The sequence below is a fragment of the Murdochiella massiliensis genome (genome assembly GCF_900059565.1).
Taxonomy (GTDB): Bacteria; Bacillota; Clostridia; order Tissierellales; family Peptoniphilaceae; genus Murdochiella; species Murdochiella massiliensis.
In genome coordinates this window covers 288,971-312,687 of record NZ_FIZW01000001.1, presented here as the reverse complement: position 1 = coordinate 312,687, position 23,717 = coordinate 288,971, and the positions used below count along the sequence as shown (strand labels likewise).

Here is a 23,717-nt window from a genome sequence, read left to right as displayed (position 1 = left end):
TTCGGCATTATAACCAGTCAAATTCAAAGCCTTCGATGTTGATGACATCCTCTTCATCCGGATCCAGAGCACGAACGCGATCCATTACACCCATCTGCTCCAGGGACCGCTCAAAAAACTGAATGGAAGAACCGTCGGTAATGATGAGCTTCTTGGCCAAATTGGCAATCGGCTGTCCTTGAACAAAAATGGTATGCCCTTCGCGGCGAACGGTAATCGCGGTATCGCGTTGAAAAAATTGCTCAACAGGCACGATTTCTTCCTCACACGTAAGAAGTGTCTTCGGAATCTCGCTTATTTCCTGCCATAGGACGCGTCGAAGCACATCCATTCCCTTCGTTGTCGCAGCAGAAAGGGGAACCAGAACAATAGCATTCGTGGTTTTTTCCTGCCACGGATCAGCGGATTGCTCCGGCTTTTCCCCGGCAGCACGCACCACAAAGCCGCGGTCAGCGACGGCTTCTCGAAAACGAGTCAAATTCTTTTCGGCACCGGGCAGATCCATCTTGTTTGCTACGATTACCCGCAGTTTTTTGGGCAGTGCCTCATGGTATGCAGCAAGTTCCTGCTGAATGAGATCAAAATCCTGGATGGGATCACGCCCTTCACTGCCTGACATATCCAACACATGAGCGATAACACGGGTCCGCTCAATATGACGAAGAAAATCATGGCCCAAGCCCGCGCCGGCATGCGCCCCTTCAATCAAGCCGGGAATATCCGCGATGATAAAGGAACGCCCCTCTCCCATATCAACTGCACCGAGATTGGGTTCTATGGTTGTAAAATGATAATTGGCAATCTTCGGTTTCGCCCGCGTCAGAATTGAGAGAATGGTGCTTTTTCCTACATTAGGAAGCCCTACCAATCCAACATCCGCGATGAGCTTGACTTCAAGGATGATCTTCAGCTGTTGGCCCATGCCGCCCGGCTTAGCAAAACGCGGAGCCTGTCGAATGGAACTTTTAAAATGCACGTTCCCCTTTCCGCCGAAACCGCCCTTTACGACGACAAAGCGCTGTCCGTCTTCCCGCAGATCCGCAATGGGAAGTCCACTTTCTGCTTCACGTACTACCGTCCCTACCGGCACCTTTAAGATCACATCTTCCCCGGACTTGCCGAATTGTTGCTGACCACGTCCCGGTTCGCCTGACGGTGCTTTATAGATGGGATGATACTTAAAATCCAACAGCGTATTCACGTCCTTATCGGCTTCCAGAAGGATGGAGCCGCCGCGACCTCCGTCGCCGCCGTCGGGTCCGCCGTCGGGAACAAATTTTTCTCTGCGCCAGGAAATGGCTCCGTCGCCTCCATGCCCGGCACGTACTTCAATAGTCACCTGATCGATAAACATACTTCCTCCAATGAAAAGCACCCCGCACGGCCTGTGGCCGAACGGGGTGCAGTAGGAATCGTTTCGTTCCGCCTCCGGCAGGCTTACGCCAGAGCTTCTACGGGATAAACGCTCACCTGTTTTTTATCTTTGCCCTTGCGCTCAAAACGAACAACGCCATCCGATACCGCAAAGAGCGTATCATCACCGCCACGCATGACGTTCAGACCGGGATGAAATTTTGTTCCCCGCTGACGTACAATAATATTGCCGGCCTTGACGACCACGCCGTCATGGCGTTTTACGCCCAGGCGCTGCGCATTGGAGTCACGCCCGTTTTTCGAGCTGGACACCCCTTTTTTACTTGAGAAAAGTTGTAAATTAAAAGCAATCATCATAACCTCCGATCGTTTACGTTGATATGACCCGGATATTCTTTCTGTAATTCTTGCATGTTGAGACGAAAACCGTTCAACAGGACTTGACGGATTTTTTGTTGTTCTTCGTTGAGCGGCTCCTCGACGTCTACGGCAACATCCCCTTCTGCATAATGCACGCGGACGTTTTTCCCGAAGTCGGTTGCTTCGGTGAGTGTGTTAATCAGTGCAGTCACGATACCGGAAACATTGGCACATAACAGATCCTGTTGTGCTTCGCCATAATCCGCGTGCCCTTTCATCGTAAAGCCGCTAAGCATCGACGGATTCGCCTTGCTCGTGTAGAACTCGACGTGAATCATTAGGCGTTGATCGCCTCGATTTTCAACAGCGTATACGGTTGACGATGGCCGCGCGTGCGACGGTATCCCGACTTCGGACGGAATTTTCCGATCACGATCTTTTTCTCTTTGCCCTGGGCAAGAACGGTGGCTTTTACACTGGCGCCTTCGATATAGGGTTTGCCCACCTTGAGGTCATCTCCGCCAAGCATGAGCACCTTGTCCAACGCGATCGACTCGCCGACTTCACTGGCGATTTTTTCGACTTTGATCTGATCGCCGACCTGCACCTGGAACTGTTTTCCACCGGTTTCCAATACTGCGTACATAATTTCTCCTTACCTTTCGCATCGCCTTAAAGGCAGTTTCCAAACGAAACATTTACGTTTACCTTTTCAGAGCGGTATTACCGATCAATTATACCGGATGACGGCCGTGCTGTCCACCTTTTTAATCGTGCACAGGTTGCTCCTGGGATGAGGCTTCCTCGGAGGTCTTTGGCTTGGGCGGATCATACGTGGTCAACCCCTCATAAATGGAAGACGAATCCTGCTGCGAAGCCGGTGTGCCGAGATACGAAGCGAGAATATCCCTTGCGATCGGGACAACATTTAAGCTGGTGTACCCGTCCGGCATAAACACGACGGTAGCAATTCTCGGCTGTTGAAATGGCGCAAAACAGATGTCCCAGGCATACGGTGCATAATCCTCGCCCGTTCGCGGATCTTTCCCGGCGCGCTCCGCCGTACCGGTCTTACTGCCAACAACAAAATCAATGCCGCTGAACTCACTGCGATTATCTTCTGCAGATTGCAGCATACCCTGGCGCACTTCCTGGAAATAATTTTCGGCAATCGGAACCTGCCGTCCACGCGGTGTCTGATTGTAAAGGACGGTCTTATTATCCGGACTTCGAATTTCCTTTACCAGCGTAAAATCGTAATCCGTTCCGCCATTGGCAAAAATGGACGCCACGGTGCACATCGAAATCGGTGTATAGGCATTCTGTCCCTGACCGATGACAGCATTCATCGTATCCGCCACCGTCCAGTTGGTCTGATTAAAATACGTATATTTTAACAGATCCGCCAGGCCATTTCGCTCGCCGTCCAACGGGCGCTCCGCATAATAGCCCAATTCCTCCAAATCTTCAATGAGCTGCGCACGCGTATAATCTTCTCCCTTCTCCGACCACTTGAGAATGGTTTGAATATCCCGAGCAATAACTGTGTTGCCTTTATTGGCTCCGGGCTTTTCATAACGCTTGAGATTGCGTTCCAGAAAACCGGACAGCATGGATTTGATGAGACTCATCTTAGCGGACCGGCTGGGGATATAATTTCGCACTTCCGACGGCTGCTTAATTTCCAATCCGGATGAATGATTTAAGCCCATGGCTTCGGCTGTCTTTTCAATATCATCCACCGTCACCTGAACACCGATATCTTCTCCTGTGGCAGGCACACGACCGAGACCGAGAATATAGAAATAGTAGTTGTTGGATTTCCCGATAGCGTCATACATATTGATCATGCCGTCAGATCCGCCGGTTAGCGTATAGAGCAAGTTATTAAACTGTCTGTCGCCTATTTTGACATAGCCGTAGTCATAGATCTGCATCTCTGGATCGAGTCCCTTTTCCAAGGCGGCCAGCGACACAATGGTCTTGAATGTGGAACCGGGTTGGACAGCCGCCTGCGTGGCGAGATTCAACAGTGGCCTTGGCGCATTGGTGTCCAGACGCGTGGCAGATTGATACATTTCCCAATCGGAGCCGGAAATGCCCGTAACAAAGAGGTTCGGATCATACATGGGATAGGAGGCCATGGCGAGCAATGCGCCATTGTTGGGATCCACCGATACACTGGCTGCACTGTTGGCTGTCGGAGAATAGTACGCCCGGTTGACGCCCCATTTGCTGTAATAGGAAAGGCCGTGACGCACAGAAAGAATGCCCTTTTTTAACGATTCTTCCGACTGCTGCTGCAAGCGAATATCCACGGTAAGATACACATTGTTTCCCGCCTTCGGCTCCTGACGATCAATAATTTCTGTCCGGTTTCCGAAAGAATCAACCAACACGGTTTCTTTTCCGCTCGTTCCGTGCAAGGTACTCTCAAAACTCTGTTCTACACCGGTCTTCCCGATAAACTCATTGGGAAGATAATTCTGCTCTTTGACATAGGTTTGTACTTCCTCATCCGTGGCAATTTTTCCGATGTAGCCAAGAATATGCGATGCCGACTCGCCAAAAGGATAATAGCGTATAGCCTGTTGCGATACCATGATCCCCTGGGCACCGGAAATATTTTCTTCGATCTTTGCCACGGTGTCTTCGGAAAGCTCATAGCAAATATTGATGGGCCAAAAGGCGTAGTTTCCGGATTTTGCAACCCGATCCGTAATCAGCATAATGCCCTGTTGAAGCAAAGGATCCATCGTTGGCGCAATCGCATATTCCTCGAGCAATCGACGAAATGCTTCGTCCGGACTGGCATTCTGTAAATCGTATCGTTCTTCAAAATCTTTCTGATCGGTTTCCAGCGCATAAGTCCAGGTCTTGAGAGCAATTCCCGGATAAAAGCCTTCCGCAAACATTGCCTCTTCAGCTAAATATTTATAGTCTTCATTTGTAATCAACCCGTCAAGCAGCTGATGCTCCTCGCCCAGTTTTTTTAAGTGTTCAAGTGCGGTTCCTTCCATCCCGTCCGGATGGACAAATTCAACGGAGACCGTACGAGCATCCGCCGAAATCGTGTACTTGAGATTGGTATCTACTCCTTTGTTCGCCAATTGGTTGAGCAAGCCTTCTGCCGGAATGGTAAATCGGTTGTCCTCACCAACGGAAATGGACGTCAAAAAGCGATCCAAGGCCGCATTTTTAACAACCGTAACAAAATCTTCCTGTGCGGTGGACATCAGCGTAATCGCCGAAAAAGCCTGATGAAATGCTGCCTTCTTCTGGCGGAAATTTTCCACATAGGTATAATCACATTCCAGCAAACGCAAATTATCGGTTAAGTTCTCCTGGCTCAGGAGCTGATACGCCAATTTTCTTGCCGCAGGATGATTCAACACATGAGCCAATAGGTTTTTGTTGTCGGTGACCCGTTTGGTTAAATACTGCAACGCGGTAGTGTCTTCGTTGATCACCTTGTTTTTCTTCAGCTCTTCATAGGCTTTTCCGGGAATCCAAGAAAGAGCAAAATTTGCATCCGGATCGGCTTTCACGGGAATTGCACTTCCTTTCAGCGAAAGTGCGGTAAGCGCCCGAGCTGCCGGTGAGACGCAAAACTCGCGATCCAGGGGTGTGCGATAGACCATCTGCAACCATTTTTCTAAAAGATGGTTTTCGACCAAAAGACGCTGTACTTTTTCCTGTGGTGTTTCCTTTTCCTTCAAATAATCCGCTTCGGAAGCATAAACAATCTGATTGAGCTGCAGAGGAAAATTCTCCCCGTATTCCGCGCCATCACGCTCAATGTAGCGTAAAAGACGCGCTAAAACGTCATTTCGTTCAGCGGTCTTTAAATTCATCAATTCATCTTTAAACCCTTGGACAGCAAAAGAAGAACGGCTTCCTGCCAATAGGACGCCATTGCAATCATAAATGTTGCCGCGAGGGGCGGCAATTTGGATTTCTTTTGTTCGACGCGTTTGAGCAAGCTGGCTATAATGCTCTCCTTGTACAACGGTAAGATCGTACAACCGCCACAAAAGAAGGCCGATAAAAGCCATCATGACAGCCAGGATGATGCCCCATCGCAACGAAAAGTGCTTTTTCATGACTTTCTCCTGACGCTTCTATATGCGGCCGAATGGGCGAATGCTTTCTGGCTTCATCAAGCGTTGCATCAACAGCATCACGGGCGTAAACAGCAGTGCATTAAACACCGCGTAAAACAGCGCCGGTTTGCCGATGAGATAGCTTGCCGGCAAGGGCATGCCCAATAAAAACAGAATACCCCACTGGCCAAACAGCACAAAGAGGGAAACGAGTGCCGTGGCAAGCGTCCCCGTAGCAAAGTTATGCTCATTATGATAGAGGGCTTTGCCCACCGCTGTTGCGGCGACAAAGAAGAGTAGCGCACGCACCCCCAGAACACTCGAAAACATCATATCTTCAAAAAGGCCGAGCGCAAGACCGGTATAGCCGCCCCATAGCGGTCCATAAAGAAAGGAAAGCGCAACGATATATACCAAATTCAACGCCGGCGAAATCCCGAAAAAGGTCCAATTGGTAACCACGGCGGCCTGAATGATGAGCACGACGATCAGACTGATGGCATAGCGCAATTTATTCACCAGAGTCTCCTTTCTCTGTAGACGTATCGCTATCGGCAGTCGACGGTTCAGCAGAAGACGTTCCTACAATTTCGCTGTTTTCCTGATGACGCTTGTCCGGAACAACCAACACGCGGTACAGCTTGGAAAAGTCCACGGCCGGCGTGATACTGACGGTTTTCGTCAGCCCATCCTCCGCCAACTTGACTTCGCTGACGACGCCAAGATATAGGCCTCGCGGATACCTTCCGCCAACTCCGCTCGTGACAATTTCCTCACCCACCGGCACATCGGTCTGCGCGTCGAGCAGATAACCGTAAAAGCGCTCGGCGTCACGATTATTAATGATCCCGTATTTTTTACTGGACGGAAAGAGAATAGAAATATTGTGAGACTGATCCAATATCGTTGACACCTTGGCATAATTAAACCCCGCCTCGGTAACTTGACCGATCAGACCGGACACAACGTTTTTTGATGCGTTTTGCACCCCCTGGACAACAATATCGCCCTCCTGTACACCGTCTTTTGTACCTTTGTTAATCGTAAAGCGCACAAATGTCGGCGAAGGGTCGAACATGGTCACCTCGGCGGAAATAACGGGATGTTCCGCCACATGCTGCAAAGCATATTCGTCTTTCAGATACGGCGCATCCGCAATCACATTTTGCATCGTACGCACTTCATCCTTTAACGCCTGATTCTCCAGCGTGAGTCGATCCAATTCCGCCTGTGTCGCCTTCGGCCCGAAAAGATGATCATACACATCCTGAAGTGACCGGGAAGCGGAGTAGAAGAGTCGATTCACAGGAGAGATAACCATATTGAACAGATTGGAGGGAAGGCGGCTCGTTTCCGGATTGCGATGCGAAAACAAAATAAGCAAAACCAAAATAGCAACCGTAATGAAAAAAGGACGACGCCGTTTAGCCTTGTTGGTGCGAATCATGACGCGCTCCTTTTTCCATTGTTTCTTCCTTGTTTTCCATCACAAAACGGCATCCGAAAAGTACATCTTTCTCCGGATGCGGTGACAACAAGGTCGGCACATGCATTTCCTGCATAAGATAATCGCATAAACCGTCCAGCTGAGCACCACCGCCACTGAGCATCAGCCCGCGTTCCATGACGTCCGTCGCTAATTCCGGCGGGGTCTTTTCCAACGTAAAGCGCAAGCGATCCATGACGGTTTGAATAAAAGGCAAAATGGCCTGGGTCACATCGGACGCATACACATCAATATTCTTTGGCATACCCGTGATCAAGTCTCGACCGGCAACCTCCATTGCGTCATTCTGTCGATCTTCGCGCAGCGTGCCGATGGTTTTTTTTACCTTTTCCGCTGTGCTTTCGCCGATCATCAACGAATACTTTTCACGAATAAAATGCACGATATCCTGATCTAAATCGTTTCCGCCGCGCTTCATGGTCTCCGCGACGATAACGCCATAGCTGTTCACCACCGCAATTTCGGTAGTCCCCGCACCCATGTTGAGCATTAAAGCGCCTTTTGTCGCATGATCGATGCGTTTCGTCCCGTAGGCGCACGCAAGGGACTCTTCCACCAGGATGACGCGGCGCGCACCGGACTGAAGGCAAGCATCTTCCAGTGCCTTACGCTCGACATCAGTTGCCCCGGACGGATAGGATACACCGATGCAAGGTGCAACAAGCGAAATGCCCGGCAAAAGCCGACGGAGATAATGCTCCAGCATAGCACGCGTCAAATCGTAATCTGCAATGACACCTTGCTGAAGCGGACGAATAGCAATGATGTTTTCCGGTGATTTTCCTAAAAGAGCGCTTGCCTCTTCGCCCACCGCCATAATCTGCATTTTTTTATAATCCAGCGCCACTACACTCGGTTCTTCCACCATTTGATGATTGTCCAAACGCATTGCTCTGGTATACGCGGAGCCGATATCTATGGCTAAATCCGGCGCGGTAAAACGAAAATAATCCACCCCATACTCCTGTGTGTTCGATTTCTCTTTTGTCTGTTCCGTTATTCTATCACGACGAGCCCCGTTCGCTCAATGAAAAGCGTCACATGAGATGTCGTTCACGTAAACTGACGTAATGCGCTTTGCCAACGATAACGTGATCATAGACCTCAATACCCAGAAGTTTTCCGCATTCCACCAAACGACTTGTTATGGCAATATCCTGCGGTGACGGCTCCGGATCGCCACTGGGATGATTGTGGGAAAGAACAATTCCGGCACACCCGATACGCACGGCCGGTTGAAACACCTCTCGGGGATGCACGCGTGCCTGGGTCAGGGAGCCGATAGAGATCAGTACCGTACGAATAGGCTTAAGTTTTGCATTGACTAATATCGCACAAAAATGTTCCCGTTGCTCTTCGGCATAATACGTCTGAAAATAATTTGCAATGGATTGAGGGTTCGCAAGCGTGATCGAAAAAAACGCCTGTTCTTCGCTCAGTCGCTTTCCCAGCTGTACACCGGCCAGGATACGACAGGCCTTGGTTCTTCCAATCCCTTCAAAACGCATCAATTCTTCCGCTGTCGCCTGCAGAAGACCGGCTTTAGGTTGATCCCGACGAAAAAGCGAAGAAGCCAGCTCCAGTGCACTTTTTCGTTTTGTGCCCGTGCCGATCAAAATCGCCGCCAATTCTTCATCCGAGAGAGTCTGTACCCCGAGACGAATCAGTTTTTCCATGGGACGATCCTCTTGCGGCATATCCTTAATGCCGAAAAAGATTTTGTCCTTTTTGTTGCCTTCTTTATTATTCTCTATCGCTGTCTTATCCGCGCCCACGGTTGTTCTCACAGCGCCTTCTCTATTGTTGACCATCCGTTGATTCTTGTTTTCCATGGATTCTCCCTTCGCTTTGTCCTTCGACAGCCCTTCGAAGAGAGGGAGCTAACATATTGGCTGAAAGCCCCACAAAGAACCCCGTAAATAATCCGACAAGAGTCAGAATCGGCAGATAAACGAAGACGGCACCGTTTTGCAACACAATGCACGCAACACACAGCTGCCCGACATTGTGAGCCAGAGCACCCAATTCACTTACTCCGACCAGGCTGAACGGCGGAAAAGCGAAGCGCACGGCAAGGCTCATCACTGCCGAGGAAAGTAATGCACCAGCAATCGAATACCAAAACCCGGTGACTGAACCGGTAAGCAACAAAAGCAGGACAGACTTCAACAGTGCAACCGTCATCCCCTCTTTTGCGCCAAAAACCACAACGGTCGTTAAAATGACCAGGTTCGATAAGCCTAATTTTGCGCCGGGTACACCGATGGGCAGCGGCATTGCCTGTTCAAAAAGCGAGATAACCAGTGCCATCGCCGTTAACAGCGACAAAAAAACGATTTTTTTTGTCGAAATGTTTCTCATGCGCATGACTCATTGGAGATAAGCATCCACATCGGATGCTTCCTCCGATCCTCCTATCAGCTCCACCAAAAAACGATTCGGTAAACAAACAAGGATCTGTCCAGGCCGCGAAATGCGGCCCTGGTGCATACAAAGTTTATCGGGACAATCCGCTTCTAAAACGTAAACGCCGCCCTGTTCAATTTTTACCACGTTGCAGCCGTAAGCGCTCTTATAGCGCATCGTCCGCCCTTCTGCTTCGACAAGCGAATAGCGTTCAATCTCTTTTCCATCCACCTGAATACTGACGAATACGTCCCGGGTCGGTTTTGCTCGACTGGAAAAAAGAATACTCAACGCTATAGTGCTTGCTAAGGCTAAAAGCAGGATGAGCACACGATCCGCGCGTGTTGTCCATCGTTTTTTCATACTGCCCCCTTACCGTGCCTTAGTTTATCATATGCTCGAAATGCCGAACAGACGAAAACCGTTCCACTATGTCTCACTTTTCAGCAAAAAAGAGAGACATAATGTCTCTCTTTCGGAAAACAGAATTTTTAATGTGTTTTACCTGCTCCGCGTACAAGGCGGCGAAATTCATGTTAAGGGCAACGAAAGCATGTCGTTCTCTCCCTCTGCATGCAAGACGGCCGAACAAAAGGGAGTCGCCTTTTGCGCGTTCGTACTACCGCCGTTCTCCGGCACCATCTCCTGCAGTCGAAAGGATGAGTTCGGGGGATATGCCCATTTTTTCCGTGTAGGCTTTCTGCACATGCGCGGAAAAGGCATCCACTGCCGATTCTTTTACCAAAGCGATGGCACAGCCGCCGAAACCCGCACCCGTCATACGCGCACCGAAGCAGCCTTCGGCGTGATTTGCCGCATCGACAATAGCGTCCAGATGCGGACCGCTTGCTTCATAGTCATCACGCATGGAAGCATGGCCGGCTTTCAATAATTCGCCCACCAGGGAGAGATTCCCCTCTTCAAGCGCGGCCACCGTATCCTTGACACGTTGATTTTCAGTAATGACGTGGCGCACACGGCGACGCAGAATATCGGAATTCAACTGTGCAAGACGAGGAAGATCGTCAAGGGTAAATTCACAAAGGTGCGTTTTTTCCTTTTTTCCCTCGGCGATCAGCGACGCATTTAGCTGCTCCAATGCCTCTTCGCATTCCGCGCGACGTTCATTATATTTGGAATCTTTTAATTCGCGCCGATGTTGAGTGTTTAACACAATGAGCACCGCTTTTTTCTCCTGAAGGGAAAGCGGAACGTAGGTATGGGTCTTCGCCGCCGTATCCAACACCATGGCATAACCCGCTTTTCCGAAGCCGATCACATATTGGTCCATAATACCGGTGTGGAGACCAAAAAATTCATTTTCACACCAAACGCCCGCTTCTACTAAGGTGAGCGTGGGAATCGGTGTTTGACTCCAAAAAGCGGAATAGATGACACCGAAAAGCAACTCAAGACTCGCTGACGAACTGAGTCCGGATCCGTTGGGAATGTTGCCATAGACAACAACATCCAATCCCTTCGGCAAAATGCCTTCCTTTTCCAGCGCTTTGGCTACACCGATGGGATAATTCGTCCACTCTCTCTTCGGATCATAGTCCGGAAGCGGCAAAGAGATGTCCTGACGATTCGCCATGTTGACGGAATACAAGCGTAAAAGGCCAAGATCGTTGGGTCTGGCCAACGCATAGGTGCCGATGGTCAGTGCACAGGGAAATACGGCTCCTCCGTTATAATCAATATGTTCGCCAATAATGTTGATGCGGCTTGGCGCGAAAAAGAAGCGCGCATCGCGCGCATCGCCAAACTGTTGTTCATACTCCGTCTGCAAACGGGTGCGAATATACGCTTCGTTTTCTTGCATACTTTCTCCTTTTCCATGAGCACATTTTTCGCTCAACCGTAACAAAAAATTAGCGGACAACAAAAAGAACGCGCACCCAACGGCAGAAGGATTTCCTCTGCCGCAGGATGTACGTTCCCTTCACGTTACTACGCGTGCGCAACTTCCTTTTCTTCTTCCTCAACCAACGCCTTGGCATTCACATCGCCTTCGGCATCGATCACAATGCACTTCGCCGGACATTTTGCGGCTGCCGCCTGTGCCTTTTCGACATCATAGCCGTCATGATACGTAGCATGAGCCAGTTTTCCTTCAAGGGCAAATTCTTCCGGTGCCAATTTCGCACAGATTCCGCAACCGATGCAACCGATGGTGCAAGCGTTCTTGACATCTTTACCGAATTCGGGATTATGGCATTTCACCTGCGCAACAGCATGATAGGGGACCAATTCAATGATGTGCTTGGGACAAACCTTCATGCACTGCATACACTGTGTGCACTTCTCCTGGTTAATGACCGCTACACCGTTAATCATCCGAATCGCGCCGAAAGCGCAAACCGATTGGCAGGTGCCGCAGCCTAAACAGCCATACAGACAGGATTTGTTTCCGCCGCGCTGCTTCGCCATCATGCGGCAATCCTGAATGCCGTGATAGGCAAAAATTTCTTTCGTATGTTCACAATCTCCCTGGCACTTTACACTGGCTACGTAACGCTGACCTGCTTCGACGGCGGAACCCATGATCGTCGCGATTTTTTCTGTTACCTCCGCACCACCGACCACGCAGGCGCTCAACGGTGCTTTTCCTTCCGCCATCGCTACCGCACAGCCGTCACAACCGGGATATCCGCAGGCGCCGCAGTTTGCCCCGGGGAGGGCTTCGCGAATCTGCGTAATGCGCGGATCGACATCAATATGTGTCAACTTGCTGACGACGCCGATTAACAGAGCAAACGCACCGCCCAAAATGGACATAATCGCCACCGGCGGAAAAATTTTCGTAAAATCCATGACTACCTTCTTTCCGTTTCTTACTGGAACATGCCGGCAAACCCGGCAAATGCCATGGACATCAGGCCAAGTGTCGTCAATGCCGCAGGCACGCCCCGGAAGCATTCCGGAACATTTTCCATGCGTGTGAACTGCTCACGAATGGCGGCGAGCAGTATCAGAGCCAGAGCAAAACCGATGGAAGCGCCCAGCGCACTGGCAACGGTCTGCAACAGAGTGTAGCCGGTTTGTACATTCAAAATAGCCACGCCGAGCACCACGCAGTTTGTGGTAATGAGCGGAAGATAGATACCCAGGGCATTATAAAGTCCCGGCGCCGATTTCTTAAGAAACATTTCTACGATCTGCACCAAAGCGGCAATGACCAGAATAAACGCAACGGTACGCAAGTACACGAGGTTCGGCTGCAGGATGAAGCGATCCAACACCCAGGTGATCACGGATGCCAACGTAATAACGAAGGTAACCGCCGCGCTCATACCCATGGATGTTTCAACTTTACTGGAAACGCCGATGCTCGGGCAGATACCGAGGAACTGGGCAAGAACGTAGTTGTTGACAAATATGGTCAAAAAGATGATTTGAAAAAATCCCATGTTCTCCTCCTTATTCCGTCATAGTCTGCGACGATGATGCCGCTAACGCCTGTTCTTCTTTTGCCTTAGCTTTTCGCTCATGCGAAATATTGATCTGGTTCATAACCGCCAAGAAAATACCCAAGAGCATGAAAGAAGAAGCCGGCTGCTGCAGAAACGGGATCGTGGCCGTTTCCGGAAGAATTCGTGCGCCAAGAAGTGTCCCGGCGCCGAAAAGCTCACGCACCACCGCAACCGTGATGATGACGAACGCATAACCGATGCCGTTGACAATGCCGTCAATGGCGGAAGCGAACACGCCGTTCTTAGAGGCAAACGCCTCAGCGCGGCCGAGAATAATGCAGTTTACAACGATCAAGGGAAGAAAGATTCCTAAAAGATCGTAGATTTCTTCAAAATACGCTTGCAGGCACATCTGCAAAATCGTGACGAAACTCGCAATGACAACGATAAACGCCGGAATACGAATTTCATTTGGAATGAAATTGCGCAGGAGCGAAATCACGATATTGGAAAGTACCAAAACGAACATGAACGACAAGGACATACCGATGGCGCCGAGAACCGTCGAAGAAACGGCCAAAACCGAACAAAATCCAATCAGCTGAATCAGGACCGGATTGTTGGAAAATACACCTTCTTTTAATTTATCCATCCTATCCCTCCTACTTTTGTGTGGTTTCTGCGGACGAGCCGGCAAGTTTGGCGTGGGCTTCCACCACCATGTTCATGGCTTTTTCCATGGCTGTCGTCGTGCGCGTTGCGCCGCTGATAGCGGGCATCACGTCGGGCTGTCCGCCGTTTCCTTCCGCTTTCAGCGGCTGATTGAGCGTTACCCCGTGCATACCTTCGGCATATTCCGGCTTTGCAACACCGGCACCGAAACCGGTGGTCTCGGTTTGGTTGATGACTTTTAATCCCGTCACCGTGCCGTCTGTTTTCGCCCCGACGACAAAGGTAATCGGTCCGTCGTAGCCGACCGGAGAACTTACGGAATAGAGATAGCCTTCTGTCTTTCCTCCGACGATCGCCTCGTTGACAGCAACAATATTGTCGCTAAGAACGCTCGTATCCTCCACAGGTTTCGTTTCTTCCAGGCCCGGGAAAACTTCCGTAAACGCCTGCAATTCTTTTTGTTTCTGTGCTTCTTCAATCACCGGCGCCGTCGCAGAGTTGGTTACGGCGAGCACGAAGGTTGCTACAGCACAAATCACGAATAATTTCACCGCATACATTATGGATTTATTCATCGCGATACACCTCCAAACGGCTGGTTTTTCACGTATTTATCGATCAGCGGCGTGGCTACGTTCATCAGGAGAATTGCATACGAAACGCCTTCCGGAAGAGTTCCGAAATGACGAATCAACGCCGTAAGAAATCCCGCTCCGATCGCAAAGATCAGTTGGCCGCGCCCGGTCATCGGGGTGGTGGCATAGTCGGTCGCCATAAAGAAGGCGCCGAGCATCAAACCGCCGCTGAGTACTTCCGTCGGAATATTTGCCGGGGCAAACGTACCGTTAATCATACCGAACAAAGAGGTGAATACGATAAATGAGCCAATCATTCCACAAGGGATGCGCAGACGAATCACGCCTCGCCAGAGAAGATACGCTGCACCAATGAGAATTGCCAATGCACTGACTTCACCAAGCATACCGGGCATATTGCCGACGAACATATCCCATAAAGCGGGAACCGGTCCGCCGGAAAGCGGCGTCGCGGCCGTTACCGAATCCACACCCGCCGGAGCCACGCCGAACGGATAAGGCGTTTTCGAAAAATCTTTTGCCCAGGCTGACATAAGAAAAGCACGTCCTGCTAAAGCAGGGTTAACAAAATTACGTCCGAGACCGCCAAAAAACTGTTTGGCAATCACGATGGCGAAAATGCCGCCGAGGGCCGCTTTCCAAAGCGGAAACGTCGAAGGCAGGTTAAAGGCTAATAAAACACCGGTAATCATAGCGGAGCCATCCGAGACGGTAATTGGCTGTTTGCGCAGTTTTTGAAAGACCGCTTCGGCACCGACCGTTGCAACAACGCAGACGGCAATGAGAAGAATGGCCTGCAGACCGAAAACCACGCCCGATACGACGATGGACGGAATTAAGGCGATCAGAACATCGAACATCATGCGCTGCATCGTTTCGCCGGTATGTACATGGGGCGAGGCAGCAACATGAAGCAGTTGATCTTTCACCTGAATTTGCGAAGTAGTTTCCATAGTTTCCCCTACTTTCTATCCATTTTAGCGATTTCCGCTTTGCCGAAACGAATCCATTGCAATAGCGGACGATTGGACGGACAGCTATATACGCAGGTTCCGCACTCAATGCACTGTTTGATGTAGTACTCACGCGCCGAATCATAGTTTCCGATGCGCACATCGTTAGCGAGCATGAGCGGTTCCAGGTGCATCGGGCAGGCTTCCACGCAGCGTCCGCAACGAATACAGGGATCAATCGCTTTGGGAATGCTCTCTTCGACGGTCATGACCAAAATACCGTTGTTGCGTTTATCCAGCGGTACTTCGTCCGAAGCCATCGCAACGCCCATCATCGGGCCGCCGCAGATGATTTTTCCGGGCTGCTGGGAATACCCTCCGGCAAATTCAACCGCCTCGCGGATGGACGTACCGAAACGCAAAAGAATATTTTTTGGCCCTTTCACAGCATGGCCTGTCACCGTGACAATGCGCTCATAGAGCGGTTTACCGTAGTAAACGGCATCGACAACCGCGCAGGTCGTTGCCGCGTTGGAGACCACGCAGCCCACACTGGCCGGAAGCTGTCCGGCTGGAATGTGGCGCCCCGTGACCGCAGCAATGAGATTCTTTTCATCGCCCTGCGGATATTTTGTCTTCATCGTTGCCACGGCAAGATTTTCTTCTTCGCCCAAAGCAGCCGCTACCGCCTCAATGGCCTTCGGCTTATTTTGTTCGATTGCTATGTAGCCTTTTTTTGCGCCGGTGGCTTTGATAATTAATTTCAAACCGGCAATCACCTTCTCCGGATGCATGCGCATGAGCATGTCATCGCTGGTCAGATACGGCTCACATTCTGCACCATTGATAATGATTGTGTCGATGGTCATATCCTTTGGAGGCATGTACTTGACATGCGTCGGAAATCCGGCGCCGCCCATACCGACAATGCCGGCCTCTTTCACGTATTCCACGATCTGTTCCGGTGTCAGCTCTTCCTGGCTGCGATCCACCGGCGTGTAGCCAAGGGTATCCTGATGATCGTTGGCAATAACAATGGCCGGTACCTTGGAGCCGTCCGGCTTGACGTAGTCGATAATGCCCTGCACTTCACCGGAAACACTGGAATGCACAGCCGCCGAAACGAATCCGCCGGCTTCCGCAATTTTTTGTCCCACATCGACATGGTCGCCTTTCTTCACGATGGGCTTTGCCGGTGCGCCAATATGTTGGGACATCGGTAAAGTGATCACATCGGGAGCAGGCATGACCTGAAGTTCGGTTCCGTTGGAAAGCGCTTTATAATCTTCAAAATGCACCCCTCCCCGGAACGTCAGGTTGTTTAATTGCATAAACTACTCCTCTCAAACCTTCTTATCCGTTATGAGGAATCGTTCTCCCCCTCCATCTGCGGAAAACGACTGAACCCTAAACATGACTATTCTACCACACCTCCCCACCTTGTTACACCATTCACAAAGAAATGTGTAGGCTTTGTGAGGAAATACATAAAGGAAAAGGCAAAAAAAGAACGGCCTGAATGCTCAGGCCGCTGTAGTGCAGAAGATGGGATTCGAACCCACACAAGCTATGCTCACCACCCCCTCAAGATGGCGTGTCTGCCTATTCCACCACTTCTGCAAATGTGACCCCTATATTATAGGGGCACTTTCTTTTCTTGTCAAACCGCTATTTTTCTCATGATTGCCATGCTTCCAGCGAAGATGCTGCGGGCCATGACGCATACATGGCGAAACAGAGAGCTCCACACACCGCCTTAATATTGTGCGGCAAAGGAGCGCATGGTCCGCCACATATTCTTCACCGCTAAAAGAACCCGGTTTTCGCCGGTGGTATCGTCCGGCAAGCCGTCACTATACATCTTGGCATAGATGTCCCTCGTCTTGTCCACACGATGGACATAGCGCCGAGGAACATCATATGGCACATTCTGCATCGTTTCAAACGCCCATGTGATCGTACCGTCTTTTAACCACTTGTCGACATTCGTCATTCCCGTATTATACGCCACAATCGCGAGATGTTCACTTTGATAGCGGCTGATCAGATAGGAAAGATAATGTGTTCCGATCATCAGGTTGGTCTTCGGATCCTTCAAGTCGATCGTCGCTTTATCCACATCCAAACGTTGGCAGACCCAATCGACCGCCTCCGGCATGAGTTGCATCAGTCCGACGCCGCCGTCATCGGCGACTACATCCGCCTGAAAATCGCTTTCCGATTTGACGACACCGGCTACGAGATACGGGCTCAGACCTTCTTTTTTCGCCGCAGCCGTAATTTCGTTTCCGTACTTGACCTGATAGCTCGCGCTCCCGCGATAGAACAGGAACGCCACACCGCATAGTGCCAACACGATTAAAACGAGCAGTATAATCAACACATTGCGAAAGAAATGTCTTACCGTTTTTGCTCCGGTTTTTGCCTTACGCATATCACTCTCCTCGAACAGCCTCTTCCACGATCTTCTTCAGTTGCTCCAAATCGGCGTCATTGTGAAGAACCACGTCCGCCTTTTTTCGTTTCTCTTCTTCGCTCATCTGGGCGGCCAAGCGACGCTCAACCTCCACCACGGAAAGACCGTCGCGCATCATCAGTCGTTTTTTTCGCACCGCTTCGGGCGCCGTCACCAACCAGATTCGATCCAGTGAAAGGCATTTCGATGCCGCAAGCGATTCGATCAGGAGCGGCACATCAAAAAAGAGCAACCTATGCGTCTCTTCCTCCGTCTTCCCCTGCATTTGACCTTCCCATTGCTGAATCGTCTCTTTGGCCAGCCGGTCCAATTCATGATAGACCGCCGAATGGGTCAGCGCGTCCAGTTTTTTGCGCTCCTCTTCCTCGGCAAAAACGCGCTCGGCGAGAACACGGCGGTCGAGCGAACCGTCTGCGGCAAGAATGTCTTTGCCGAAAGCCTCGACCAGACGAGGGAGCAGAGAACCGTCCTTATCGACCAACTGATGATAAACCGCATCGGCATCAAGAACGGTAAAGCCCATTTCCCGAAGGAGTTCGGTGACCGTGGACTTTCCGCTGGCAATACCGCCGGTAAGTCCGATACGGCGCACACATAGTTTTTCTTCCATGGTCACGCCTTCCTTTCTTCCATTGTAATCGATATGCGCCGCAGAAAACACTCCTTCGTATGCGCTCGGCGTTTCCGAATTGTCCTTATCGTATCATTTGCTTTCATTATTATTTTTTTCGTGTCCGGTCGAAAGCCTTTATTTTGCTTCCAGCCAGCTTTTACCACGATTCATATCCGCGACAATGGGCACAGGAAAGTCACTGATCTCCTGCATCCATTCCACCACCCGTTCTCCAATTTCTTCCGCTTCGTCTTCCGGTGCCTCAATAATGAGCTCATCGTGAATTTGCAGAACCAGACGGGAACGATAGTTTCCTTCACGAAGGCCGCGATCCACGCGAATCATGGCCAGTTTTATCATATCCGCAGCAGTTCCCTGGATGGGCGTATTTAAGGCAATGCGTTCGCCGAAGCCGCGCACATTAAAATTTCGGCTCTTCAGTTCCGGAATCTCCCGGCGACGACCGTAGTACGTATCCACATAGCCATCCTTTTTCGCCTGTTCTACAATATTTTCCATATAAAGGCGAATCTGCGGATAGGTATCCTTATAGGAGGCAATGTATTCTGCCGCTTCTTTTCGTGGAATGTTTAGATCACGGGAAAGGCCGTAGTCGCTAATGCCATAAATGATCCCGAAGTTTACCGCCTTGGCATAGGAACGCTGCAAGAGTGTCACCTCTTCCGGGGAAATGTGGTTTACCTCGGCGGCGGTTTTCCGATGAATATCCATGCCGTGACGAAACGCATCCATCATCGTTTCATCTCCGCTAAGCGAAGCCAGAATGCGCAGTTCAATCTGTGAGTAGTCAGCATCCACAAGTTCACAGCCGTCAGCAGCCACAAAGACCGCGCGCAATTTTCGGCCTTCTTCTGTGCGCACGGGAATATTCTGCAAATTGGGTTCCGTAGACGAAATGCGCCCGGTCGCCGCCACATTTTGGCGAAAGGTGGAATGAATGCGACCGTCTTCGACAATATGCGGGCGCAGACCATCAACATAAGTGGATTTCAATTTGGACAACTTTCGTACTTCTAAAATCGCCGGAATAACCGGATCTACTTCCCGCAATTTTTCCAGCACCTCGGCGCTTGTGGAATATCCCGTTTTGGTCTTCTTTCCGTGCGGAAGACCCATTTTTTCAAACAGCACTTCCCCCAACTGTTTGGGCGACTGCAAGTTGAATTCCTCTCCGGCCGCAACGAAAACTCGTTTTTCCGCTGCCGAAAGAGCGGCCGAAAACTCTTCATCCAAAGCATCCAGCGTCTGTTCATCGACCGCAATACCGGCGATCTCCATGCGAGCCAGTACGGCGGCAAGCGGATTTTCAATCTGTTCATAGAGCTTGTGCATGGCAAGACGATCAATCTCCTGCGTCAGCAGAGGTTTCGCGTCCCTTACGATTTTCAACGCGGCACTGACATAACCCGACACCGCATCGGGATCTGTCGTCGTGATCGTTGTCTTGCTCTTTCCTGAACCGAAAAACTCTTTCTTTGACGGCAAGTGATCCAAGCCAAACCGTGAGGCCAACTGGTCGACCGTATAACTCGACCGATTGGGATCTGCAAGATATTCCATGAGCATGACATCATCGTATGCCGCAGAAAAGGAAATGCCCAATCTGGACAACAACACCATGCTTTCCTTCACATCGTAGGCGATGAAGCGTACCGACGAGGAAGAAAAAAGGCGTTGAAACGCGGTGCGAAATGTCTCTTCTTCACCGGATAAATGCAACAGCTTACCGGTATCGTCTGCTGTAAAGAACGCAGCAACCGCTACCGGGTCATGGATATAGCTTTCGCCGTCCGCAAAAAGAGCAAAGGTCACTTCTTCTTCCGCAGACAGCGATTCGGCAAGCGCCTTCCACGAGGAAGCGTCCACCCATTCTCCCTGCGCCGCGGGTGTCATATTGGCTGTTTTTCCTCCATCCACCCGATCGGCAAAGGAATGGAACTCAAGACGGGTAAAACGATCTTTCAGTTTTTCATTGTCAACCGGCTTCGGAAGGAAGTCGTCCAATTCCATTTCCAACGGCACTTCCCGATAAATCGTGCCCAAACGGCGACTTAAATAGGCTTGTGTTTCTCCTTCTTCCAGGTTTTGTCTCATCTTACCTTTCAGTTCTTCTATGTGCGCATAGACATTTTCGATCGTTCCGTAGGTGCGGATCAACTTAAGCGCGGTCTTTTCTCCGATGCCGGCAACACCGGGAATATTGTCCGATGTGTCGCCCTGCAGTCCTTTCACTTCGATCAAATCGCGCGGAAGCAAACCGTACGTTTTCTGAATCCAGGCGACATCCACCTTTTCGACTTCCGTAATGCCTTTTTTGGTAAACAGAACCGTTGTGTTTTCATCCACCAGTTGGAAATAGTCGCGATCTCCGGTTAACAAATAACTTTGTACGCCGTTTTCTGAAGCCATTTTGGCTACCGTTCCGATGATATCGTCCGCTTCGTAGCCGTCTTGATCCAAATGGCAGATGCCCATCGCATCCAAAACATCTTTGGTCATGCCGAACTGCGCACTGAGTTCAGAAGGCGTTTCCTGCCTTGTTCCTTTATATGCTTCATAATCCTCCGCACGAAAGGTTTTGCCGCCGCGATCAAAGGCAACCAAAATATAATCCGGGTTCACCATATCGCGTGCCCGAAAGAACATATTCAGAAAGCCGTACACTCCGTTGGTAAAAATGCCGTCTCGTGTAGTCAGATGGCGAATAGCATAAAATGCACGAAATAACAAGCTCGATCCGTCAACCATCAGAAATGTCTTATTCTTCTGCATGCTTTCCTCCGTTCGTGGATTGTGCCCGTAGGCAAAGTTGATAGAAAACAATGGCACAAAGTTGGGCTGCCGTCGAGACCAACACCATCATCCTTTCTTACCTTCAGATGGATAAAAAAAGAGCGACCGAGGCCGCTCTTCGCTATGCTGGTGGTGGGACTTGAACCCACACGCTATTGCTAGCAACAGATTTTGAGTCTGCCTCGTCTGCCATTCCGACACACCAGCGCAAAACTTGACTTGCCCATTGTACCACAGTCCGTTTCCCTGTGGCAAGATCCGCTTTTAGATTGTCAAAATAAACCGGAAGCATCCGGTCTGATAGGAACTCCTCAGGCAAAAGAGATACCGAAAAAGACAGCCAAAGGAAAAAAGGAAATTTCGTGTAACAGCGCTACACCGAAAAGGAATGCGGATAAAACACAATATCCGTTACAATAAGGACATCCGACAGCAGGGAGGCGTAGAGAAGATGATTTTTACCCGCACACAACAACAAGCTATTGCTCATCGTGACGGTCCCTGTCTCGTCCTTGCCGTTCCCGGCGCGGGAAAAACCACGATCCTACTGGAACGTCTTCGTCAGCTGGAAGCGTCGGGCGTTCCGGTGGAAACCATCGCCTCCATCACTTTTTCCAGGCAACAGGCAATGGACATGAAAAACCGATACACGGCGGAAAACGGGAATAACCGCGCGGTTTTTTCCACCATCCATGCCTTCTGCTATCGTATTTTGCGGGAGTACGCCGCCGAAAAGCATATCCGCATGGAATTACTGGAAGCCTCGAATACCTACAATAAGTATCTTATCGTGGATGCGCTCTATCGTCAGCTTTTTCACCGTCCCATGCCGGAAGACGAACAGAACGACTTCTTTCGCCTGGACAGTTTCATGAAAAACACGTTACAAAGCGCTGAGCAAGCCAAGAAAAAGACCGCCATCCGCTTTTCCCGTTTTGAAACGTTACAAAAAGCGTATCAACAGTTTAAAAGTGAACACCACCTGATCGATTTTGATGATATGCTCTGGCGAACCTTGCAGTTACTGGATCAGGAAGAAAGTATGCGCAAACGCTGGCAACAAAAACACCGTTACTATCAAGTCGATGAAGCGCAGGATACTTCACTTGTGCAATGGCGCATTCTGCATCTGCTTACGGCGCCGGAAAACAATATTTTCATCGTTGCGGATGATGATCAGGCCATTTACAGTTTTCGTGGAGCCGATCCGAAATATCTGTTGAACGTCCGGACGCTCTTTCCGGATACCAAAGTACTCTTTATGCAGGAAAATTATCGTTCCACGAAAAACATCGTCAATCTCTCCGCAGGACTGATCCGTGAAAATACGGCGAGATATGGAAAAACGGCAAAAAGTGAGACCGAAAGCACCGAAAAAACGCAGGTCATTCTGACCCATGCCCTTCGCGCGCAAACTGACCGATTATGTCGTGACCTGCCTAAAGAGCAAGCAAAAGGCAGCGTTGCGGTGTTATATCGGAACAATCTGTCCGCGCTGGCACTGATGGATGCACTGGATCGACGTAAAATTCCGTTTCAGTTGCGTTCGGACGTCTCCCGCTACTTTCACCATCCGGTATTAAACGATATCTTTGATTTTTTTACCTTATCCATGGATCCCTATGACGTCGCCTGCTTTTCACGCATCTACTATAAGATGAATCAATTTCTGAAAAAAAGCTTCCTTTGCGCACTGGATCCGGTTTCATCGGGAGAAACGATCTGGCGTCAGCTTCTTACCTGCGAAGAGACGCAAAGTTCATTTTACCAGGAGCGGCTGTTATTTCTTGAAGACGCTTTTTTGCGTATGCAAACTGCCATGCCAAAACAGGCGATCGCCATCCTTTACGAAGAAATCGGTTATAAGGAGTTTCTGAAAGAACGCGCGCGTCGCGGTACTAACGCCGTGTCCATCGAAGCGCGCCTCATTGAATGGTTGGAGGACTGTGCTTCCTATTGTGAGACGTATCCCACTTTTCGTCGGCGTCTGCGTGAGCTGGAAGCGCGCAGTCAGGCAGATCGGCAGGAAATGGCTAAAAATCTTGACGAAAAAACGGATGATTCGACTTCCCCACAGTCTTTTCCGGTCATTCTATCCACAATCCATGGGGCAAAAGGTTTGGAGTACGATACCGTTTGGTTGATTGATCTCATCCAAACGGAATTTCCCTCTTCGCTGGCGCTCGAAGCAAATGCTGCCGGCCATCCCGATTTGCTGGAAGAGGAGAGACGTTTATTTTATGTCGGCATGACTCGAGCGAAGCGTCGGCTCCGATTGATGGGACGAGAAGCGGTCTGGGATCGTCCGGTCAAGCATTCGCAATTTATTGATGAGTTGGCGGGAGAGCGCCGTAAAATACAATGAGCGCGCCGATATCGACGCGCTCTGAAAAACAATTATCCTGAAATAATGCTTAGAGAATGGAAATA

The 23,717-nt window shown here is 50.1% G+C and carries 22 protein-coding genes and 2 tRNA genes; 1 reads left to right on the top strand and 23 read right to left on the bottom strand.

From position 1 onward, the window contains the following. Positions 1-7: 7 nt before the first annotated feature. From obgE to BN3910_RS01325, 23 genes are all read right to left on the bottom strand, one after another. Positions 8-1,354 (bottom strand): GTPase ObgE, encoded by a 1,347-nt coding sequence (gene obgE, locus BN3910_RS01435; RefSeq protein ID WP_066923602.1) that lies wholly within the window; start codon positions 1,352-1,354, stop codon positions 8-10. 83 nt (positions 1,355-1,437) lie between these two features. Next, a complete protein-coding gene (gene rpmA, locus BN3910_RS01430; RefSeq protein WP_066923599.1) occupies positions 1,438-1,731 on the bottom strand; it encodes a 50S ribosomal protein L27 in 294 nt (97 codons plus the stop codon). After that, the gene (locus BN3910_RS01425; protein WP_066923596.1) at positions 1,728-2,072 is read right to left on the bottom strand and encodes a ribosomal-processing cysteine protease Prp; all 345 of its coding nucleotides are present in this window, start codon (positions 2,070-2,072) and stop codon (positions 1,728-1,730) included. Before BN3910_RS01425 ends, rpmA begins: the two co-directional genes overlap by 4 nt. Further along, on the bottom strand, positions 2,072-2,380 hold the full coding sequence (rplU, locus tag BN3910_RS01420; RefSeq protein ID WP_066923593.1) for a 50S ribosomal protein L21: 309 nt from the start codon (positions 2,378-2,380) through the stop codon (positions 2,072-2,074). Before rplU ends, BN3910_RS01425 begins: the two co-directional genes overlap by 1 nt. 121 nt (positions 2,381-2,501) lie before the next feature. Then, entirely contained in the window at positions 2,502-5,837 is a 3,336-nt protein-coding gene (locus tag BN3910_RS01415) for a penicillin-binding transpeptidase domain-containing protein (RefSeq protein ID WP_066923589.1), read from the bottom strand. Positions 5,838-5,855: 18 nt separating this feature from the next. After that, positions 5,856-6,356, bottom strand: coding sequence for a rod shape-determining protein MreD (gene mreD / locus BN3910_RS01410; RefSeq protein WP_066923585.1), 501 nt, complete (start codon positions 6,354-6,356; stop codon positions 5,856-5,858). Then, positions 6,349-7,284, bottom strand: a complete 936-nt coding sequence (mreC, locus tag BN3910_RS01405; RefSeq protein WP_066923582.1) for a rod shape-determining protein MreC — start codon at positions 7,282-7,284, stop codon at positions 6,349-6,351. Before mreC ends, mreD begins: the two co-directional genes overlap by 8 nt. Further along, the gene (gene mreB, locus BN3910_RS01400) at positions 7,262-8,299 is read right to left on the bottom strand and encodes a rod shape-determining protein (protein ID WP_066923579.1); all 1,038 of its coding nucleotides are present in this window, start codon (positions 8,297-8,299) and stop codon (positions 7,262-7,264) included. Before mreB ends, mreC begins: the two co-directional genes overlap by 23 nt. Positions 8,300-8,381: 82 nt before the next feature. Next, complete coding sequence (gene radC, locus BN3910_RS01395) at positions 8,382-9,176, bottom strand: RadC family protein (protein WP_066923577.1); 795 nt, start codon at positions 9,174-9,176, stop codon at positions 8,382-8,384. Further along, complete coding sequence (locus BN3910_RS01390; RefSeq protein WP_187367675.1) at positions 9,142-9,705, bottom strand: Gx transporter family protein; 564 nt, start codon at positions 9,703-9,705, stop codon at positions 9,142-9,144. Before BN3910_RS01390 ends, radC begins: the two co-directional genes overlap by 35 nt. A 9-nt stretch (positions 9,706-9,714) precedes the next feature. Continuing rightward, the gene (locus BN3910_RS01385) at positions 9,715-10,113 is read right to left on the bottom strand and encodes a NusG domain II-containing protein (RefSeq protein ID WP_066923574.1); all 399 of its coding nucleotides are present in this window, start codon (positions 10,111-10,113) and stop codon (positions 9,715-9,717) included. Positions 10,114-10,369: 256 nt separating this feature from the next. After that, positions 10,370-11,572, bottom strand: a complete 1,203-nt coding sequence (locus BN3910_RS01380; protein WP_066923570.1) for a galactokinase — start codon at positions 11,570-11,572, stop codon at positions 10,370-10,372. 128 nt (positions 11,573-11,700) lie between these two features. Beyond that, positions 11,701-12,564 (bottom strand): RnfABCDGE type electron transport complex subunit B, encoded by an 864-nt coding sequence (locus BN3910_RS01375; RefSeq protein WP_075967954.1) that lies wholly within the window; start codon positions 12,562-12,564, stop codon positions 11,701-11,703. Between the two features lie 20 nt (positions 12,565-12,584). Then, positions 12,585-13,160, bottom strand: coding sequence for an electron transport complex protein RnfA (locus BN3910_RS01370; RefSeq protein WP_066923567.1), 576 nt, complete (start codon positions 13,158-13,160; stop codon positions 12,585-12,587). A gap of 10 nt (positions 13,161-13,170) precedes the next feature. Then, positions 13,171-13,815 carry an electron transport complex subunit RsxE gene (gene rsxE / locus BN3910_RS01365; RefSeq protein WP_066923564.1) on the bottom strand — a complete coding sequence of 215 codons (645 nt, stop codon included), beginning with the start codon at positions 13,813-13,815 and terminating at the stop codon, positions 13,171-13,173. A 10-nt stretch (positions 13,816-13,825) separates the two neighbouring features. Further along, the gene (locus BN3910_RS01360) at positions 13,826-14,410 is read right to left on the bottom strand and encodes an FMN-binding protein (RefSeq protein WP_066923561.1); all 585 of its coding nucleotides are present in this window, start codon (positions 14,408-14,410) and stop codon (positions 13,826-13,828) included. Further along, positions 14,407-15,384 carry an RnfABCDGE type electron transport complex subunit D gene (locus BN3910_RS01355; RefSeq protein ID WP_066923557.1) on the bottom strand — a complete coding sequence of 326 codons (978 nt, stop codon included), beginning with the start codon at positions 15,382-15,384 and terminating at the stop codon, positions 14,407-14,409. Before BN3910_RS01355 ends, BN3910_RS01360 begins: the two co-directional genes overlap by 4 nt. Before the next feature lie 8 nt (positions 15,385-15,392). Continuing rightward, positions 15,393-16,715: an electron transport complex subunit RsxC gene (rsxC, locus tag BN3910_RS01350; protein ID WP_066923554.1), complete on the bottom strand. Its 1,323-nt coding sequence runs from the start codon at positions 16,713-16,715 to the stop codon at positions 15,393-15,395. Between the two features lie 206 nt (positions 16,716-16,921). After that, a tRNA-Leu gene (locus tag BN3910_RS01345) sits at positions 16,922-17,004 on the bottom strand. A 136-nt stretch (positions 17,005-17,140) separates the two neighbouring features. Then, the gene (locus BN3910_RS01340; RefSeq protein ID WP_066923551.1) at positions 17,141-17,818 is read right to left on the bottom strand and encodes a lytic transglycosylase domain-containing protein; all 678 of its coding nucleotides are present in this window, start codon (positions 17,816-17,818) and stop codon (positions 17,141-17,143) included. Between the two features lies 1 nt (position 17,819). Then, a complete protein-coding gene (coaE, locus tag BN3910_RS01335; protein ID WP_075967965.1) occupies positions 17,820-18,470 on the bottom strand; it encodes a dephospho-CoA kinase in 651 nt (216 codons plus the stop codon). A gap of 138 nt (positions 18,471-18,608) precedes the next feature. After that, positions 18,609-21,266 (bottom strand): DNA polymerase I, encoded by a 2,658-nt coding sequence (polA, locus tag BN3910_RS01330; RefSeq protein WP_066923545.1) that lies wholly within the window; start codon positions 21,264-21,266, stop codon positions 18,609-18,611. 145 nt (positions 21,267-21,411) lie between these two features. Beyond that, positions 21,412-21,494 (bottom strand) — tRNA-Leu (locus BN3910_RS01325). A 181-nt stretch (positions 21,495-21,675) separates the two neighbouring features. Here BN3910_RS01325 and BN3910_RS01320 point away from each other — a divergent pair. Next, complete coding sequence (locus BN3910_RS01320; protein ID WP_075967953.1) at positions 21,676-23,652, top strand: ATP-dependent helicase; 1,977 nt, start codon at positions 21,676-21,678, stop codon at positions 23,650-23,652. The last annotated feature ends 65 nt before the right edge of the window (positions 23,653-23,717 follow it).